Genomic DNA, 16,521 nt, shown 5'->3' on the forward strand with positions numbered 1-16,521 from the left:
GACCGCCATGCCCGCCGCCGAGATCCTCTCCCCCCCCGACGAGAGCTCCGCGGCGCGCGAACCCTTCGTTTCCGTGGAGCTGCCGCCGTCCTACGGCGCCCTGCGCGAGAAGCTCCTCGGCTATCTCCCCTCCGCCGAAGTCGAACGCATCGACGACGCCGCCCGCTTCGCCGCCTGGTCGCACCAAGGCCAGAAGCGTGCGAGCGGCGAACCCTACGTCACGCATCCCATCGCCGTCGCCTCCCTGGTGGCCGACTGGAAGCTCGATGCTTCCGCCATTGCCGCCGCGCTCTTGCACGACGTGATGGAAGACGCGCACATCCGCAAGAGCGAGCTTGCCCACCGCTTCGGCCCGGTCACCGCCGAGCTCGTCGACGGCCTCACCAAGATCGAGCGGCTCGAAAGCCAGAGCCTCGAGGACAACCAGGCGGAAAACTTCCGCAAGATGCTGCTCGCCATGGCGCGCGACCTGCGCGTCATCCTCATCAAGCTGGCCGACCGCACCCACAACATGCGCACGCTGGGCGCCGTCGCCCCGGCCAAGCGCCGCCGCATCGCCCAGGAAACGCTCGAGATCTACGCCCCCATCGCCAACCGGCTCGGGCTCAACACCCTCTATCGCGAACTGCAAGATCTCGCCTTCCAGCACCGCCATCCCTGGCGATACGCCGTGCTCGCCCACTCCGTCGAAGCCGCGCTCGGAACGCGCGACGAACTCCTCGACAAGAGCCGCGCGCTCATCGAACGCCAGCTCGTCGTCTGGGGGGTAGAAGCCCAGATCAGCAGCCGGCGCAAGCACCTCTATTCCATCTATCAGAAAATGCGCAGCAAGCATCTGCGCTTCGAGCAGATTCTCGACCTCTTCGGCTTTCGCGTCGTCGTGCCCGACGAAAAGAGCTGCTACCTCGCCATCGGCGCGCTGCACGCCGCCTTCAAGCCGGTGCCCGGCAAGTTCAAGGACTACCTCGCGCTGCCCAAGCCCAACGGCTACCAGTCGCTGCACACCACCGTCATCGGCCCGCAGGGCATTCCCGTCGAAATCCAGGTACGCACCCAAACCCAGCACCGGCTCGCCGAAGACGGCGTGGCCGCCCACTGGATCTACAAAGACGCCGGCGAGCGCGTCGACGCCTTCGAGCGCCAGACCCACGCCTGGCTGCAATCGCTCGTACAGCTGCAATCGAACGACCCCGAAGCGCGCGACTTTCTGGAAAGCTTCAAGATCGACCTCTACCCGGACGAAGTCTTCGTCTTCTCCCCCCGCGGCGAGATCTTCGCCCTGCCGCGCGGCGCCACCCCCGTCGACTTCGCCTACGCCATCCACACCGACGTCGGCCACCGCTGCATCGCCTGCCGCATCAACGGCGAACTCATGCCGCTGCGCACCGAGCTCGCCAACGGCGACCGAGTCGAGATCATCACCTCCTCCTACCCCAGCCCCAACCCCGCCTGGCTCAACTACGTGCGCACCGCCAAGGCCCGCGCCGAGATCCGCCACTTCCTGCGCCACCAGAAAAACGAGCAGGCCGTCTCGCTCGGCGAGCGCCTGCTCGACCAGGCGCTGCGCCCGCGCGGCCTCACGCTGGGGCAGATCAGCGTCTTCGCCTGGGACCGCCTCCTGCGCCAGCACACCGGCCGCAGCAAGAAACAACTCCTCGAAGACATCGGCCTGGGGCACCTCAACCCGGCGCAGATCGCCGAAGAGCTCACCCACGCGCAAGACCTCGAATCCGGCCGTCCCGGCGTCCTCAAACCCCGTGCCTCCGGCCCCGTGCTCATCCGCGGCGACGAGGGCCAAGCCGTCGTTTTCGCCCGCTGCTGCCATCCCCTGCCCGGCGACCCCATCGTCGGCCTCCTCAGCAAAGGGCAAGGGCTGGAGATCCATCGCCACGACTGCCCCCGCCTGCGCCGCCAGGGTGGCGAGCGGCGCTGGATCGACGTCGACTGGGACCCCAACCGCCCCGAAACCACCCGCTTCGAAGTGGGCCTGCGCGTGCTCGCCCGCGACGCCGTCGGCATGCTCGCGCGCATCACCGCGGGAATCGCCGCCGAGCACGGGCACATCCTCGCCGTACAGATGGAAGCCCATCAGGGACTATATCTCGCCATCTCCTTCACCCTCCAAGTCGCCGACCGCATCCACCTCGCCCGCATCATGCGCGCGATCCGCCGCGTGCCCGAAGTCGTGCGCCTACAGCGCGACCTCGACGCCCAGAAAGGACTCCAGCGCACCTGAACCCAAGCCGAGCGATCACGCTTACGCCCCTCCACTCTTCCCAAGCCGCGCCAAGCCCATTACAATCCCCACGCCCGACACCACCCGAGGCACACCGGAGAGGAACGATGAATACGACCAGCATGACGCAAGAAACCCTCGAAGACGACGACATCCCCACGGTGGAGGAGCTGCTGGCCATGCCCGAAGAGGAATACATGTCGCCGCGCCAGCTCAAATTCTTCAAGCATCTCCTGCTCGAAGAAAAGCGCAAGCTGCTGGAAAAAGCCGCCGAAACCACGCAAGCGCTCCAGCAGGAGAACGAAGTCACGCCCGACTGGACCGACCGCGCCACCATCGAGGAAGAACAGGCGCTGGAGCTGCGCGTGCGCGACCGCGAACGCAAGCTCATGAAGAAGATCGACGAGGCGCTCGAGCGCATCGAGAAAGGCACCTACGGCTGGTGCGAAGAAACCGGCGAGCCGATCGGCCTTCGGCGACTGCTCGCCCGCCCCACCGCCACCCTCTGCCTCGAAGCGCAGGAACGGCACGAGCGCATGGAAAAATTGCAAGGCGGCTGAGCCACCGCCTCCTTTCGTTCCCGACCCCCGCCGGAGAGACCGTTGGCGCTATTCCTGCACGACACGCTCACGCAAGACAAACGCCGCTTCGAGCCGCTCGACCCCGCTCGGGTGACGATGTACGTCTGCGGCCCCACGGTCTATAACTACATCCACATCGGCAACGCCCGGCCGGTGGTCGTCTTCGACACCCTCTTCCGCCTGCTGCGGCTCTTCTACCCCAACGTCGTCTACGCCCGCAACATCACCGACATCGACGACAAGATCAACGCCGCGGCCCAAGCCGAAGGCGTGCCCATCCGGGAACTGGCCGAGCGCTACGCGCGCGCCTTCCACGAAGACGTCGCCCGGCTCAATGCGCTGCCGCCCACGGTCGAGCCCTACGCCACCGACCACATCCCCCAGATCATCGCCCTCATCGAGCGGCTCATCGCGCGGGGCCACGCCTACGTCGCCGAAGGGCACGTGCTCTTCCACGTCCCGTCCGACCCCCACTACGGCATCCTCTCCAAACGCAAGCGCGAGGAACTCATCGCTGGCGCGCGCATCGAACCCGCCCCCTACAAACGCGACCCGGCCGACTTCGTGCTGTGGAAACCCTCCCCGCCCGAACTTCCCGGCTGGGACAGCCCCTGGGGGCGCGGCCGCCCCGGCTGGCACATCGAATGCACCGCCATGATCGAGACCCACCTGGGCGAGACCATCGACATCCACGGCGGTGGGCAGGACCTCATCTTCCCCCACCACGAAAACGAGATCGCCCAAGGCACCTGCGCCCACGGCGGGCACATCTACGCCCGCTACTGGGTGCACAACGGCTACCTCACCATTCACGGCGAAAAGATGTCCAAATCCCTGGGCAACTTCCGCACCGTGCGCGAGCTCCTCGCACACACCCCCGGCGAAGTCTTGCGCTATGCGCTCCTCTCCGGCCACTACCGCAAACCGCTCGACTTCACCCCCGAGCTACTGGAACAATCGCTGCACGCGCTCGACCGGCTCTACACCACCCTCGCGCTCACCGAATCCGTTCCCGCCGCCCCGCTCGACCCCCAGGCCGCGGCCGAACGCCTGGAGCTCTCCCCCGAGCGACGTGCCGCGCTCACTGCTGATGCGCTGCCGCACGGGCTCGGCGCCGCGCCCGAGTTCGTCGCCGCCCTCGCCGACGACCTCAACACCCCCCAGGCGCTGGCGCTCCTGCACGAAACCGCCGCGCTGCTGCGCAAAGACCCGACCCCCGAGCGCAAGCGGGAATTCCTCGCCGCCGCCGAGCTCCTGGGGCTGCTCACCGATACGCCGCAATCCTGGCGTCGGCGCCTGCCCGCCCAAGGGGAAGAAACCCTCAGCGAAGAACGCATCGAAGCGCTGATCGCCGAGCGCGCCGCCGCCCGCCGCGCCCGCGATTTCGCCCGGGCCGACGCCATCCGCGACGAGCTCAAGCGAGCCGGCATCCAGATCGAAGACACCGCGAGCGGCACCACCTGGCGCCGTGCGCTTTCATAGACAGACAGAGCGCCCTACGAGGAGCACCCCCATGTACGAATCCGAACACACCAAGTTCATCCGCGACTGGCTCGCCAAGCACCCCGAACAGATCGAAGAGCGCCGCAAAGGCCGGGCACTGTGGTGGGACAAACCGCAGGATCCCGAGCTCACGGAACAATTCCGCCGCGCCGAGGTTCCAACGTACCCGTACTACTACGACGCCGACTCCGCCCATCACGCCTGAACTCATGCCCGAAGACGTCGCGACCGCCGCCCCGCTTGCCGAGCGCTACGTCCTCCTCGACCTGGAAACCACCGGCGCGCACCCCGAGCGCGACCGCATCACCGAGATCGCGCTGCTGCGCTTCGAGGGCGGCCACCTCGTCGAGCGCTGGCAAAGCCTCGTGCGCCCCGACGTCCCCATCCCCCCGCTCATCGAGCGGCTCGTCGGCATCACCAACGCCATGGTCGCCGACGCCCCCCCCTTCGAGGCGCTCGCCCCCGAACTCCTGCAGCGGCTCGCGGACGCCGTGCTCGTCGCCCACAACGCCCGCTTCGACTATGGCTTCCTGCGCCAAGCCTTCCGCCGTTGTGGGTTCGCCTTCGAATCCCCGGTGCTGTGCACCGTCAAGCTCTCGCGCGCCCTCTACCCCCAATACCACAAACACGGTCTCGACAGCCTGATCGAGCGCCACGGCCTCAGCTGCAGCGCCCGCCACCGCGCCATGGGCGACGCCGAAGTGCTCGCCCAATTCCTCGACCTCGTGCAGCGCGAGTTTCCTCCGGAAACCCTGCTGCTTGCCAAACGCAAGGCCATGCAATGGCCCAGCCGCCCGCCGGGGCTCGCCGATGGCGTGCTCGAATCCCTGCCGGACGTGCCCGGCGTCTACCTCATGTACGGGGAAAACGACCTGCCGCTCTACCTCGGCAAGAGCAAACGCCTGCGCAGCCGCGTGCTCGACCACTTCTCCCAAGCGCAACATCACGGCACGGAAGCCGAGATCGCCCGCCAGATCCGCCGTCTCGACTGGCTCGAGACCGCCGGCGAGCTCGAAGCGCTACTCCTCGAAGCCGAGCTCATCAAACGGCTGAAACCCCTCTACAACCGGCAACTGCGCGAACGCGGCGCCTGGGCGATCGAGCCGCTCCCCGAACCCAAGCCGCGCGGCCCCGTGGTCGGCTATCGCAGCCTGGCTGGCACCGATCCGGCCGACTGGCTCGGCCATACCCACGGCCTTTTTCCCGAGCGCAAGCAGGCCGAAAAAGCCCTGCGCCAGATCGCCCGCGCCCACGCCCTCTGCCCCCAGCGCCTGGGGCTGGAACCCCTGCGCCGTGGCCCCTGCCTCGCCCACCAAATGAAGCAATGCCTCGGCGCCTGCGCCGGCAAGGAATCCCCCGAAGTGCACGACGCGCGCCTGCGCGCCGCGCTCGCCCCCCTCCCGCCGGCCCCCTGGCCCTATGCCGGCCCGGTACGGCTCACCGAACACGACCCCGAGCGCGAGCGCCGCATGACCCTCATCGCCGACCGCTGGTGCCTGCTCGCGCGCTTCGACCATGACCCCACGCCCGAAGAACTCACCGCCGCGCTCGAACGCCCCCGCCGGTTCGACCCCGACCTCTACCGCATCCTGGCGCACGCCTTCGCCACCACGGCCCCGCAGCCGCTCAGCTAGGCGATCCTTTCGGCTCTACCCCTACCGCAACACCGCCATGCAACCGCGCAGTAGGTTATTCGAGCCATCCCGGTATAGGGCAAGCGCGATTTCCCCGAAAGGGACGGCGATCTGCGTCTTCAGAGGAACGTGACGAGGAAAACTTGACAGCCGCCCCATAGATTTTCTATAATTGCTACTTCTTCGACGGGTCGTTAGCTCAGCCGGTAGAGCAGCGGACTTTTAATCCGTTGGTCGCAGGTTCGAATCCTGCACGACCCATCTCCAACGCGCGATTCCCGTGCGCACTTTCATCGCATCGCAGCCGTCGACCCATGGCTTTGATCCGCATTCGCGGTGCGCGCACCCACAACCTCAAAAACGTCGATCTCGACCTGCCTCGAGGAAAACTGATCGTCATCACGGGCGTATCGGGCTCCGGTAAATCTTCGCTCGCCTTCGACACGCTCTACGCCGAAGGCCAAAGGCGCTACGTCGAATCGCTCTCCGCCCAGGCGCGCAAGTTTCTCGATCAGCTGCCGAGGCCCGAAGTCGACGCGATCGAAGGGCTTTCGCCGGCGATCGCCATCGAGCAGAAGACGCTTTCGCCCAGCCCACGATCGACGGTGGGCACGCTCACCGAAATCCACGACTATCTGCGCGTACTCTTCGCTCGGCTGGGCACGCCGTATTGCCCCGAACATCCCGAGGAGGCTCTGACGCACCGCTCGATGAGCGATTTCATCGAGTCTTTATTGCACACTCTGCCGCAGCGACGCATCGCCCTCCTCTCGCCCCTCGTGCTCGATACCGAACCGCGGGCCGCGCTCGCCTCCCTGAAGGCACAAGGGTTCACCCGCATCGAAACCGGTGGCGAATTCGTCGAGCTCGATGGTTTGCAAGATGCCCCCTCCGACGCGCCTCGACTGGTGATCGACCGCTTGAGGGTACGGGAAGAGGCGCGGGCGCGGCTCGCCGATTCGCTCGAACTGGCGCTCAAGATGGGGCATGGACGCTGCTTCGTGCGCGATCTCGACGAAGGGGAAGAACTGACTTTCGTCGTCACCCCTTCGTGCCCCCGCTGCGGTTTCACGGCCCCGGCGCTCGAGCCGCAGCTCTTCTCTTTCAACCATCCGGCAGGCGCCTGCCCCACGTGCGAGGGGACGGGGCGGCGATGGGAGCTGGACGCGGAGCGCTTACCAGCATCCGAGCGCAGCCTGCGCGAGGGTGCATTGCCCGGTCTCGACCTCGGCAACGCCTTCTCGGCCCGGCTTCTGGAGGATTTGGCGGCATATTATGGTTTCTCCCTCGACACCCCGTGGTCCGGGCTGCCGGAACCGGTGCGACGGGTTTTACTCTTCGGTTCGGGCGAGGAACCCATCCCTTTCCGCTACCCGCTCGATCGCAGCCGCATGGTGCTCAAGTCTCATCCTTTCGAAGGCTGGGTCTCCTACCTGCAACGGCGCCACCACCCCGAAGAGGAAAGGGGACGCAGAGAGAAGGCTCTGGATCTCCCTTGGCAGGAACGCCCCTGCCCCACCTGTGGTGGTAGCCGCTTGCAACCTTTTGCCCGGGCGGTACGCGTGGCGGGCATGAGTCTGCCGGAGCTCACGGCACTTCCCTTGTCGGACTGTGCGAGTGCGATCGAACGCATCGCCACCGTGTGCGGAACGCATCCCGTGGCCGAGATGACGATCGGGGCGATCCGCTCGCGTCTCCGCTTCCTGCTGCAAGTCGGGCTCTCCTACCTGAGTCTCGATCGCGCATCGCACACGCTCTCCGGCGGAGAGGCGCAGCGCATCCGGCTCGCCAGTCAGGTTGGCTCGGGACTCACCGGCGTGCTCTACGTACTCGACGAACCTTCCATCGGGCTACATCCGCGCAATCAGGACGATTTGCTGCGTACGCTCGAAGAGATGCGCGATCTGGGCAACACCGTCGTCGTGGTCGAACACGACGAAGCGACGATTCGCCGTGCCGATCACGTAGTGGAAGTCGGCCCGGGTGCTGGACGTGAGGGAGGTGAGATTCTCGTCTCCGGGTCGCTGTCAGCGCTGCTCGCTTCGCCGCGCTCGCGAACCGCCCCTTATCTGCAACGCCCCTTGCACGTGCCGCATCGTTCTCTCCCTTGCGAAGAAGACAGGCCCACGCTACGGCTGCAAGGCTGCCACGCCCACAATCTGCAGGGAATCGACGTCGAGATCCCCCTGGGATGCCTCGTGGTCGTCACCGGGGTCTCCGGTTCGGGAAAATCCTCGCTCGTAGAGGACACGCTGGTTCCCATCCTGCGCGATCACCTCTCGGGGCGCCCCTGCCGCGCCCCGTGTACGGGAGCCTCGGGTCTAGAGGCGATCGACAAGCTGATCGTCGTCGATCAATCGCCGATCGGCCGTACGCCGCGCTCGAACCCGGCAACCTATACTGGCATCATGGATGGGTTGCGCGAACTCTTTGCCGCCACACCCGAAGCACGCATGCGCGGCTACCGCGCCGCCCGCTTTTCCTTCAACCTGAGAGGGGGGCGCTGCGAGGTATGCGAAGGTGAAGGATATCGGCGCATCGACTTGCAGTTTCTGCCCGACGTCTATCTACCCTGCGAAGCCTGCAGCGGAAAGCGGTACAACCGTGAGACGCTGGAGATCCGCTACCGCGGGCTGAACATCCACGAATCCCTCTCCCTTACCGTGGAGGAAGCGCTACATCCCTTCGGCTCGCACCCCACGCTGCGGCGCAAGCTCGAGATTCTGCAGTCGCTGGGGCTGGGCTACTTACCCTTGAACCAACCGGCCACGACGCTTTCGGGGGGAGAAGCGCAGCGCTTGAAATTGGCTGCGGAGTTGATGCGCCGCGACACGGGACGAACGCTGTACGTGCTCGACGAGCCAACCACGGGGCTGCACTGGGTCGACGTCGAACAGCTCCTCACCGCGCTGTTCGCGCTGCGCGATCGCGGAAACACCCTGGTGGTGATTGAACATCACCTCGACGTAATCGCCCATGCCGACTGGGTGATCGACCTGGGACCAGGAGCGGGCGAAGCAGGCGGCCGAATCGTCGCTTGCGGCACCCCCGCGGCGATCGCCGCCCATCCCGATTCCGTGACCGGACGCTACCTCGCCGAGCGGATCGGCTCGGCGGGATAAAAACGGACGCCGCACCCTCGAATGGATGCGGCGTCCATCGTTCTTCCCTGAAAGGAAAGGGCGATCAGCCTGCGTTTTGCGGTGCGGCTTGCGTTTCGCTACCCGCCCGATCGACGAGCTCGATGATCGCCATCGGCGCGTTGTCACCATCGCGGTAGCCGAACTTCAGCACGCGGGTGTACCCACCTGGACGATTTTGCACGCGCGGGCCGATCTCGTTGAAGAGTTTGAGCACGATCTCACGATCGCGCAGGCGAGCGAAGGCGAGCCGGTGATTGGCCAGCGTCGGTTTCTTCGCCAGCGTGATGAGCGGCTCGACGAAGCGGCGCAGTTCCTTGGCTTTGGGCAGAGTCGTCTTGATGACTTCCTCGCGCAGCAGGGCGTTGGCGAGATTGCGCATCAGCGCCTGACGATGGCTCGTCGTGCGGTTGAGCTTGCGATATCCGTTTCCGTGACGCATTTTTCTTTCCTCGTGCGTTATCCGTCAGCCGAGTTTTTCCAAACCGGGCGGAGGCCAGTTTTCCAGTTTCATCCCCAGCGTCAGCCCGTGCGCTGCGAGCACTTCCTTGATCTCGTTGAGCGACTTGCGACCGAGGTTGGGGGTTTTCAGGAGTTCCTGTTCGGTGCGCTGGATCAGATCACCGATGTAGTAGATGTTCTCGGCCTTGAGGCAATTGGCCGAGCGGACCGTGAGTTCGAGATCGTCGACGGGGCGCAACAGCAGCGGATCGATCGCTGCGCCGCTCTCGGAGCGTGCACTGGGCTGGCGTCCTTCGAGATCGGCAAAGACGGCGAGTTGGTCCACCAGCACGCGTGCGGCATAGCGAATCGCCTCTTCGGGATCGATCGAGCCGTTCGTCTCGAGTTCGAGGACCAGACGATCGAGGTCGGTACGCTGCTCGACCCGGGCGCTCTCGACGGTATAGGCGACCCGACGCACCGGGCTGAAGGAGGCGTCCATCAGGATATGACCGATCGCACGATCGCCCTCGGTTTTGCGCGCGGAGGCCGGAACGTAACCTCGGCCTCGTTGGACACGGATTTCCATCTCGAGGCGCCCGCCTTCTTCGACGTGGGCGATGACGTGATCCCCGTTGATGACTTCGACGCCATGGCCCAACTGGATGTCGGCCGCGCGAACCACTTTCGGCCCCACGGCTTCGAGGCGCACGGTCGCATCTTCACGTTCGTGCAGTCGAAACACGACGCCTTTCAGATTGAGCAGCAAATCGACGGCGTCTTCGCGCACCCCTTCGATCGTCGAATACTCGTGCAACAGGCCAGTGATCCGCACCTCGGTAGGAGCGCTACCGGGAAGCGCAGCCAGGAGCACGCGCCGCAGCGCGTTGCCCAACGTATGGCCGAAGCCGCGCTCGAACGGTTCCATCGTGACGCGCGCCAACACCGGCGACAGATTTTCCACGTCGATGCTGCGCGGTTTCAGCAGGCTTTCCAAAGACATCGATGCTATCCTCTGTTTCTCGCCGCTGCGAGGGGCTTATCGCGAGTAGAGTTCGACCACGAGGTTTTCGTTGAGCGTGGGCGAAAGCTCGGCGCGCTGCGGATAGGCCTTGAACACCCCCTTGCCCGCCTGCACGTCGACTTCGATCCACTCGGGGAAACCACGTTGCGCCGCCGCTTCCAACGCAGCCTTCACGCGGAGCTGGGCGCGGGCCTTTTCGGTGAGCTCGACCACGTCGCCCGGACGAACGAGGTAAGAAGGAATGTTGACCCGGCGACCGTTGACCATCACGCCATTGTGGCGCACGACTTGGCGCGCCTCGGCGCGTGAGGCGCCGAAACCCATGCGATAAGCGACGTTGTCGAGCCTGCCTTCGAGGAGTTGCAGAAGGTTCTCACCCGTCTGGCCGCGACGGCGAGCCGCTTCGGCGTAGACACGACGGAACTGCATCTCCAAAACGCCATAGAGCCGACGGATCTTTTGCTTCTCACGCAGCTGTTTTCCGTATTCGGACAAGCGCTGCCCCGAGGTTTGACCGTGCTGACCGGGTGCATAGCTGCGACGCTCGATCGCGCACTTGTCCGTGAAGCATTTTTCCCCTTTGAGGAAGAGCTTTTCGCCTTCCCGCCGGCACTGCCGGCACTTGGGATCGAGATTACGTGCCACGTTCGACTCCTGTTAGATCCGACGTTTCTTGGGCGGACGGCAGCCGTTGTGCGGAATCGGCGTTACATCCTGTATGCTGGCGATGCGGATGCCGAGCGCGGCAAGCGCCCGCACCGACGATTCACGCCCTGGGCCAGGACCTTGCACACGCACTTCAAGGCTCTTGATGCCACATTCCTGGGCTGCCTTGCCTGCCGCATCGGCCGCCACCTGGGCGGCAAACGGGGTACTCTTGCGCGAGCCCTTGAAACCCGCCGAACCGGACGAGGCCCAGGAAAGCGCGTTGCCTTGCCGATCGGTGATCGTGATGATCGTGTTGTTGAAACTCGCGTGGATGTGCGCGATGCCCTCCGCAACATTCTTTTTGACTTTACGTCGGGCCTTCGTCGTAGTTTTAGCCATGGAGTGACCTCATCATTTCTTCTTGCCAGCGATGGTCTTGGGCGGCCCCTTGCGGGTACGCGCGTTCGTGCGAGTACGCTGTCCACGCACGGGCAACCCCCGGCGATGGCGCATGCCGCGATAGCAACCCAAGTCCATCAAGCGTTTGATGTTCATGGTGATCTCACGCCGCAAGTCGCCCTCGACCTTGTATTTGGCGACTTCCTCGCGCAAGCGCTCGAGCTCGGCGTCCGTCAGATCTTTGACCTTGGCCGATGGCTGGATGCCTGCGGCCTCGCAAATCTTGCGGGCACGGGAACGACCGATGCCGTAGATCGCCGTGAGCGCGATCTCGGTGTGTTTGTGGTTGGGGATATTCACCCCTGCGATACGGGCCATCTGCAATCACCCCAAAAACGAAATTCTCAAGTATAAAAGATTCGCGCCCAAGGTTCAACCTTGACGCTGCTTGTGGCGCGCTTCTTTACAAATGACCCGCACCACGCCCTTGCGCCGCACGATGCGGCAATTGCGGCAGATCCGCTTCACTGAGGCTTGGACTTTCATGGAGATCTCCCTGGATTCTTCACTTGGAACGGAATACGATGCGCCCGCGCGTCAGGTCGTACGGAGTGAGCTGCACCGTGACCTTGTCTCCGGGCAGGATGCGGATGTAGTGCATTCTCATCTTGCCCGAGATATAACCGAGAATGACGTGACCATTTTCCAGACGCACGCGGAAGGTGGCGTTGGGCAGCGTCTCGATCACCTCACCCTGCATTTCGATGACGTCTTCCTTGGCCATTCCTTACTTCCTCCGCAACGCGCCAGACGTGAAATTCGCCTTCTTGAGCAAACTCTCGTATTGGTGCGACATCACATAGGATTGCAGTTGCGTCATGAAATCCATCGTCACGACCACGATGATGAGGAGCGACGTCCCCCCGAAGTAGAAGGGCACGTTCCACTCGAGGATGAGAAACTCGGGGATCAAGCACACGAGCGTGATGTAGATCGCCCCGGCGAGCGTGAGTCGCATCAACACGCGGTCGAGATACTTCGCCGTCTGCTCGCCCGGCCGGATGCCCGGCACGAACGCACCGCTCTTCTTCAGGTTCTCCGCCGTCTCCTTGGCATTGAAGACGAGGGCGGTGTAGAAGAAACAGAAAAAGACGATCGCCAAGGCATAGAGCAGGATATAGACCGGCTGCCCGGGCGACAGCGCTCCAGCCAGGTCTCTCAACCAGATGAAGCGATCGCCCGACCCGAACCACTGCGCCAGCGTGGCGGGGAAAAGAATGATGGACGAGGCGAAAATCGGCGGGATCACACCGGCCATGTTGAGCTTCAAGGGCAGATGCGAACTCTGACCCCCATAGATCTTGTTGCCCACCTGTCGCTTGGCGTAATTGACCAGGATTTTCCGCTGACCTTTTTCGACGAAGACGACGAAGGCCGTCACCAGCAACACCAGCATGCAGACGAAGAGGGCGGAGAAAGGATGCATCGCCCCGCTCGAGACGAGCTCGAAGAGTCCGCCCAGCGCCTGGGGCAGCCCCGCGACGATCCCGGCGAAGATGATGAGAGAAATGCCGTTCCCAATACCCCGTTCGGTGATCTGCTCACCGAGCCACATCAGGAACATCGTGCCGGTCACCAGCGTCACCACGGTGACGAAGCGGAACATCAATCCTGGTTCGAGCACCAAGCCGGGTTGGGATTCGAGGGCGACCGCGATTCCCAAGCCCTGCGCGAGCGCGAGCACCAAGGTACCATAGCGCGTGTACTGCGTCAGCTTGCGCCGACCCGCCTCGCCTTCTTTTTTCAGCGCCTCGAGCGCAGGGAAGGCGTAGGACATGAGCTGCACGATGATCGATGCCGAGATGTACGGCATGATCCCGAGCGCGAAGATCGTGAAGCGCGACAACGCCCCGCCGGAGAAGAGGTTGAACACCCCCAGGATCCCGCCACCTTGCGTCTGGAAGAGCTGGGCAAGTTTGGCCGGATCGATGCCCGGAACAGGGATGTGCGCCCCGATCCGATAAACGACGAGCGCCCCCAGCAAGAACCAGAGACGCCGTTTCAGGTCGGCAAATTTCCCTACCGTCGCGTGTTGGGTCGCTTTGGCCACGACGTTTCCCTACTCAGGATTCGACGAGGGTGCCGCCGGCCGCCTCGATGGCGCTCTTGGCCCCCTTGGTGGCCGCGATTCCCCGCAGGATGAGCTTGCGCGAAAGGGTACCCGCAAGGATGACCTTTGCCGCTTTGGCGGTTCGCGGAACGACCCCCGCTTGCTTGAGCACGAGCAGATCGATCTCCTCGACCGGGATCTGCTCCAGGTCGGAGAGGCGCACCTCGGCCACGTCATTGGCCGTAGGCGAGACGAATCCACGCTTGGGCAGACGGCGTTGAAGCGGCATCTGACCGCCTTCGAAACCGACTTTGTGAAAACCTCCGGAGCGAGATTTCTGGCCCTTGTGCCCCCGGCCGCAGGTCTTGCCCAGACCGGAACCGATGCCGCGGCCGACCCGCTTCTTCGCTTTCTTGGCCCCATCGGCCGGTTTGATGGTGTTGAGTTGCATTTGTCAGCCCTCGACCTTCAGGAGATAAGACACCTTGGCGATCATGCCACGCACCTGAGGGGTGTCGGCGAGCTCGACCGTGTGGTTGAGCCGACGCAAGCCGAGCCCGCGCACGGTGGCACGATGATCCTTACGCGTGCCGATCAAAGACTTGATCAGCGTCACCTTGACTTTGTCGTTCGCCATGGCTCACTCCGTGATCTCTTCGATGGACTTGCCGCGCTTGGCGGCAAGCTCGGAAGGACGGCGTGTGGCCGTCAATCCCTTGATCGTGGCGCGCACCACGTTGTACGGGTTGGTCGAGCCGATGATCTTGCAGATGACGTCCTTGACGCCCATCACCTCGAACACCGCGCGCATGGCACCGCCGGCGATGATTCCGGTACCCGGAGGAGCCGACTTCATCATCACCGTGGAAGCACCGTGCTTGGCGATCACGGTATGCTGGATGGTGCCGTTTTTCAAAGGCACCTTGACCATGTCACGACGGGCCGACTGCATGGCCTTTTGCACCGCGACCGGTACCTCACGGGCCTTACCCTTACCCATGCCGATGCCACCGTCACCGTCGCCGACGACCGTCAGCGCCGCAAAGCTCAGGATGCGCCCACCCTTGACGGTCTTGCTGACGCGGTTGATCGACACCATCTTTTCATTGAGCTCGTCCTGCCGCTCTTCCGCAGGTCGGCGCTTGTCTTGCTGATTCCTGGCCATCGCTTTTCCCGTATCAGAATTTGAGCCCGGCTTCGCGCGCGGCCTCAGCCAAGGCTTGCACGCGACCATGATAGAGATATCCCGAGCGGTCGAACGCGACCGTCTCGATGCCGATCGCCTTGGCTTTCTCGGCGATGGCACGACCCACGAGCGCCGCAGCGGCCTTGTTACCCCCGTTGCTCACCTTGTCGCGCAGCTCCTTGTCGAGCGTAGACGCGGCAGCGAGCACGCGTGAACGGCACGGGGAGATGATCTGCGCGTAGACGTGCGAGTTGGAACGGTAAACCGTGAGGCTCGGCACTTTCAGCTGCGCGATCTTCGCCCGGGTTTTGCGGGCACGGCGCAGACGTGCAAGTTTCTTGTTCATGATCGAATGCCCTTATTTCTTCTTGGTCTCTTTCAAGACCACGATTTCATCCGCATAGCGTACACCCTTGCCCTTGTAAGGCTCCGGCGGACGGTAACCGCGGATCTTGGCGGCTTGCTGGCCGAGTTGTTGCTTGTCGGCCCCTTTGAGCACGATCTCGGTCGGCTGGGGTACTTCGGCCTTGATACTCGCAGGAAGCTCGTGCTCGATCGGGTGCGAGTAGCCCAGCGAGAGATTCAGCTTGTTACCCTGCAGCTGTGCGCGGTAACCCACTCCGACCAAAGTAAGGCGCCGCTCGAACCCTTTCGCGACCCCATGCACCATGTTGGCGAGGATGGCCCGCGCAGTACCGGCTTGAGCAACGCTGCCGGGAATCTTCTCGTCGCCCTGGCAGCGTAGCACGTTACCATCCCGGACGATGCGCACGGCGGGATTGAACGAGAACTCGAGCGCGCCGAGCGGACCTTTGACCGCGACACGGCTGCCGTCGATCGTGACGTCGACGCCACCCGGAACCTCGATCGGTTGTTTTGCGATTCTCGACATCTCGATCTCCCTCAGGCGACGTAACAGAGCACTTCGCCACCGACTTGCGCCTTGCGAGCGGCACGATCGGTCATCACCCCCTTGGGCGTAGACACGATGGCCACTCCCAGACCGTTCATGACCTTGGGCAAGTCGGCGACGGAACGGTAGATGCGCAAACCAGGACGCGACACCCGCTCGATGCGCTCGATCACGGGACGACCAGCGTAGTACTTGAGCTTCAATACCAGGGTCGATTTCGGCCCATCCTGCCGCACCTCGAACCCATCGATGTAGCCCTCTTCGTGCAATACGCGAGCGATCGCGGACTTGAGCTTGGAGCCAGGAACCTCGACGGTAGGCTTTTCCGCCTTTTGCGCATTGCGAATGCGCGTCAACATATCGGCGATCGGATCAGACATGCTCATCTTCGGACTCCCTTACCAGCTCGCCTTGGTCATGCCGGGGACTTCGCCGCGGAAAGCCATTTCACGCAACTTGTTTCGGCTCAGACCGAATTTACGGAAAGTTCCGCGCGGACGGCCAGTGATCGCGCAACGATTCCGCAACCGAGTAGGGCTGGCGTTGCGCGGCAGTTGCTGCAGCTCGAGGCGCGCCTGCATGCGCTCTTCTTCGGACAGACTCATGTCCCGTATTTTGGCGAGCAGAGCGTCGCGCTTGGCCGCGTACTTGGCCACCAGCTTGCGACGTTTTTCCTCGCGATTGATTATCGATTTCTTTGCCATGT

21 protein-coding genes and 1 tRNA gene are annotated in these 16,521 nt (G+C 64.0%); 7 read left to right on the plus strand and 15 right to left on the minus strand.

Annotation, left to right across the window (positions count from 1 at the left end):
• Window positions 1-7 precede the first annotated feature (7 nt).
• The 7 genes from EPD81_RS01910 to uvrA all read left to right on the plus strand — a co-directional run bounded on the left by EPD81_RS01910 (window position 8) and on the right by uvrA (window position 9,076).
• On the plus strand, window positions 8-2,236 hold the full coding sequence (locus EPD81_RS01910) for a bifunctional (p)ppGpp synthetase/guanosine-3',5'-bis(diphosphate) 3'-pyrophosphohydrolase (RefSeq protein ID WP_142803738.1): 2,229 nt from the start codon (window positions 8-10) through the stop codon (window positions 2,234-2,236).
• A 107-nt stretch (window positions 2,237-2,343) separates the two neighbouring features.
• Entirely contained in the window at window positions 2,344-2,796 is a 453-nt protein-coding gene (gene dksA, locus EPD81_RS01915; protein ID WP_142803739.1) for an RNA polymerase-binding protein DksA, read from the plus strand.
• Between the two features lie 42 nt (window positions 2,797-2,838).
• A complete protein-coding gene (gene cysS / locus EPD81_RS01920; protein WP_142803740.1) occupies window positions 2,839-4,299 on the plus strand; it encodes a cysteine--tRNA ligase in 1,461 nt (486 codons plus the stop codon).
• Window positions 4,300-4,330: 31 nt separating this feature from the next.
• Entirely contained in the window at window positions 4,331-4,525 is a 195-nt protein-coding gene (locus EPD81_RS01925; RefSeq protein ID WP_142803741.1) for a DUF3460 family protein, read from the plus strand.
• Between the two features lie 4 nt (window positions 4,526-4,529).
• A complete protein-coding gene (locus EPD81_RS01930) occupies window positions 4,530-5,954 on the plus strand; it encodes an exonuclease domain-containing protein (protein WP_142803742.1) in 1,425 nt (474 codons plus the stop codon).
• Between the two features lie 188 nt (window positions 5,955-6,142).
• Window positions 6,143-6,215 (plus strand) — tRNA-Lys (locus tag EPD81_RS01935).
• Window positions 6,216-6,268: 53 nt separating this feature from the next.
• Complete coding sequence (uvrA, locus tag EPD81_RS01940) at window positions 6,269-9,076, plus strand: excinuclease ABC subunit UvrA (RefSeq protein ID WP_142803743.1); 2,808 nt, start codon at window positions 6,269-6,271, stop codon at window positions 9,074-9,076.
• 64 nt (window positions 9,077-9,140) lie between these two features.
• Here uvrA and rplQ read toward each other — a convergent pair whose 3' ends face one another.
• From rplQ to rpsN, 15 genes are read right to left on the minus strand one after another with little or no spacing between them, the layout of a single operon-like run.
• Entirely contained in the window at window positions 9,141-9,536 is a 396-nt protein-coding gene (rplQ, locus tag EPD81_RS01945) for a 50S ribosomal protein L17 (RefSeq protein WP_142803744.1), read from the minus strand.
• Between the two features lie 24 nt (window positions 9,537-9,560).
• On the minus strand, window positions 9,561-10,538 hold the full coding sequence (gene rpoA, locus EPD81_RS01950) for a DNA-directed RNA polymerase subunit alpha (protein ID WP_142803745.1): 978 nt from the start codon (window positions 10,536-10,538) through the stop codon (window positions 9,561-9,563).
• A gap of 36 nt (window positions 10,539-10,574) precedes the next feature.
• Window positions 10,575-11,204, minus strand: coding sequence for a 30S ribosomal protein S4 (gene rpsD / locus EPD81_RS01955; RefSeq protein WP_142803746.1), 630 nt, complete (start codon window positions 11,202-11,204; stop codon window positions 10,575-10,577).
• Window positions 11,205-11,216: 12 nt separating this feature from the next.
• Window positions 11,217-11,606: a 30S ribosomal protein S11 gene (gene rpsK, locus EPD81_RS01960; RefSeq protein WP_142803747.1), complete on the minus strand. Its 390-nt coding sequence runs from the start codon at window positions 11,604-11,606 to the stop codon at window positions 11,217-11,219.
• Window positions 11,607-11,618: 12 nt separating this feature from the next.
• On the minus strand, window positions 11,619-11,984 hold the full coding sequence (gene rpsM / locus EPD81_RS01965; protein ID WP_142803748.1) for a 30S ribosomal protein S13: 366 nt from the start codon (window positions 11,982-11,984) through the stop codon (window positions 11,619-11,621).
• A gap of 54 nt (window positions 11,985-12,038) precedes the next feature.
• Entirely contained in the window at window positions 12,039-12,152 is a 114-nt protein-coding gene (gene rpmJ / locus EPD81_RS01970) for a 50S ribosomal protein L36 (protein ID WP_028874976.1), read from the minus strand.
• A 19-nt stretch (window positions 12,153-12,171) separates the two neighbouring features.
• Window positions 12,172-12,390, minus strand: coding sequence for a translation initiation factor IF-1 (infA, locus tag EPD81_RS01975; protein ID WP_028874977.1), 219 nt, complete (start codon window positions 12,388-12,390; stop codon window positions 12,172-12,174).
• Between the two features lie 3 nt (window positions 12,391-12,393).
• A complete protein-coding gene (gene secY / locus EPD81_RS01980; protein ID WP_142803749.1) occupies window positions 12,394-13,716 on the minus strand; it encodes a preprotein translocase subunit SecY in 1,323 nt (440 codons plus the stop codon).
• 13 nt (window positions 13,717-13,729) lie between these two features.
• Window positions 13,730-14,167 (minus strand): 50S ribosomal protein L15, encoded by a 438-nt coding sequence (gene rplO / locus EPD81_RS01985; protein ID WP_142803750.1) that lies wholly within the window; start codon window positions 14,165-14,167, stop codon window positions 13,730-13,732.
• Between the two features lie 3 nt (window positions 14,168-14,170).
• A complete protein-coding gene (gene rpmD, locus EPD81_RS01990; RefSeq protein WP_142803751.1) occupies window positions 14,171-14,353 on the minus strand; it encodes a 50S ribosomal protein L30 in 183 nt (60 codons plus the stop codon).
• Between the two features lie 3 nt (window positions 14,354-14,356).
• Entirely contained in the window at window positions 14,357-14,881 is a 525-nt protein-coding gene (rpsE, locus tag EPD81_RS01995; protein ID WP_142803752.1) for a 30S ribosomal protein S5, read from the minus strand.
• 13 nt (window positions 14,882-14,894) lie between these two features.
• Window positions 14,895-15,248, minus strand: coding sequence for a 50S ribosomal protein L18 (rplR, locus tag EPD81_RS02000; RefSeq protein ID WP_142803753.1), 354 nt, complete (start codon window positions 15,246-15,248; stop codon window positions 14,895-14,897).
• A gap of 12 nt (window positions 15,249-15,260) precedes the next feature.
• Entirely contained in the window at window positions 15,261-15,794 is a 534-nt protein-coding gene (rplF, locus tag EPD81_RS02005; protein ID WP_142803754.1) for a 50S ribosomal protein L6, read from the minus strand.
• A gap of 11 nt (window positions 15,795-15,805) precedes the next feature.
• Complete coding sequence (gene rpsH, locus EPD81_RS02010) at window positions 15,806-16,201, minus strand: 30S ribosomal protein S8 (RefSeq protein WP_142803755.1); 396 nt, start codon at window positions 16,199-16,201, stop codon at window positions 15,806-15,808.
• 12 nt (window positions 16,202-16,213) lie between these two features.
• Window positions 16,214-16,519, minus strand: a complete 306-nt coding sequence (gene rpsN / locus EPD81_RS02015) for a 30S ribosomal protein S14 (protein ID WP_142803756.1) — start codon at window positions 16,517-16,519, stop codon at window positions 16,214-16,216.
• Window positions 16,520-16,521: the final 2 nt, after the last annotated feature.

It is taken from the genome of Tepidiphilus sp. J10 (assembly GCF_006980785.1).
In the GTDB taxonomy this organism is placed as follows: domain Bacteria; phylum Pseudomonadota; class Gammaproteobacteria; order Burkholderiales; family Rhodocyclaceae; genus Tepidiphilus; species Tepidiphilus olei.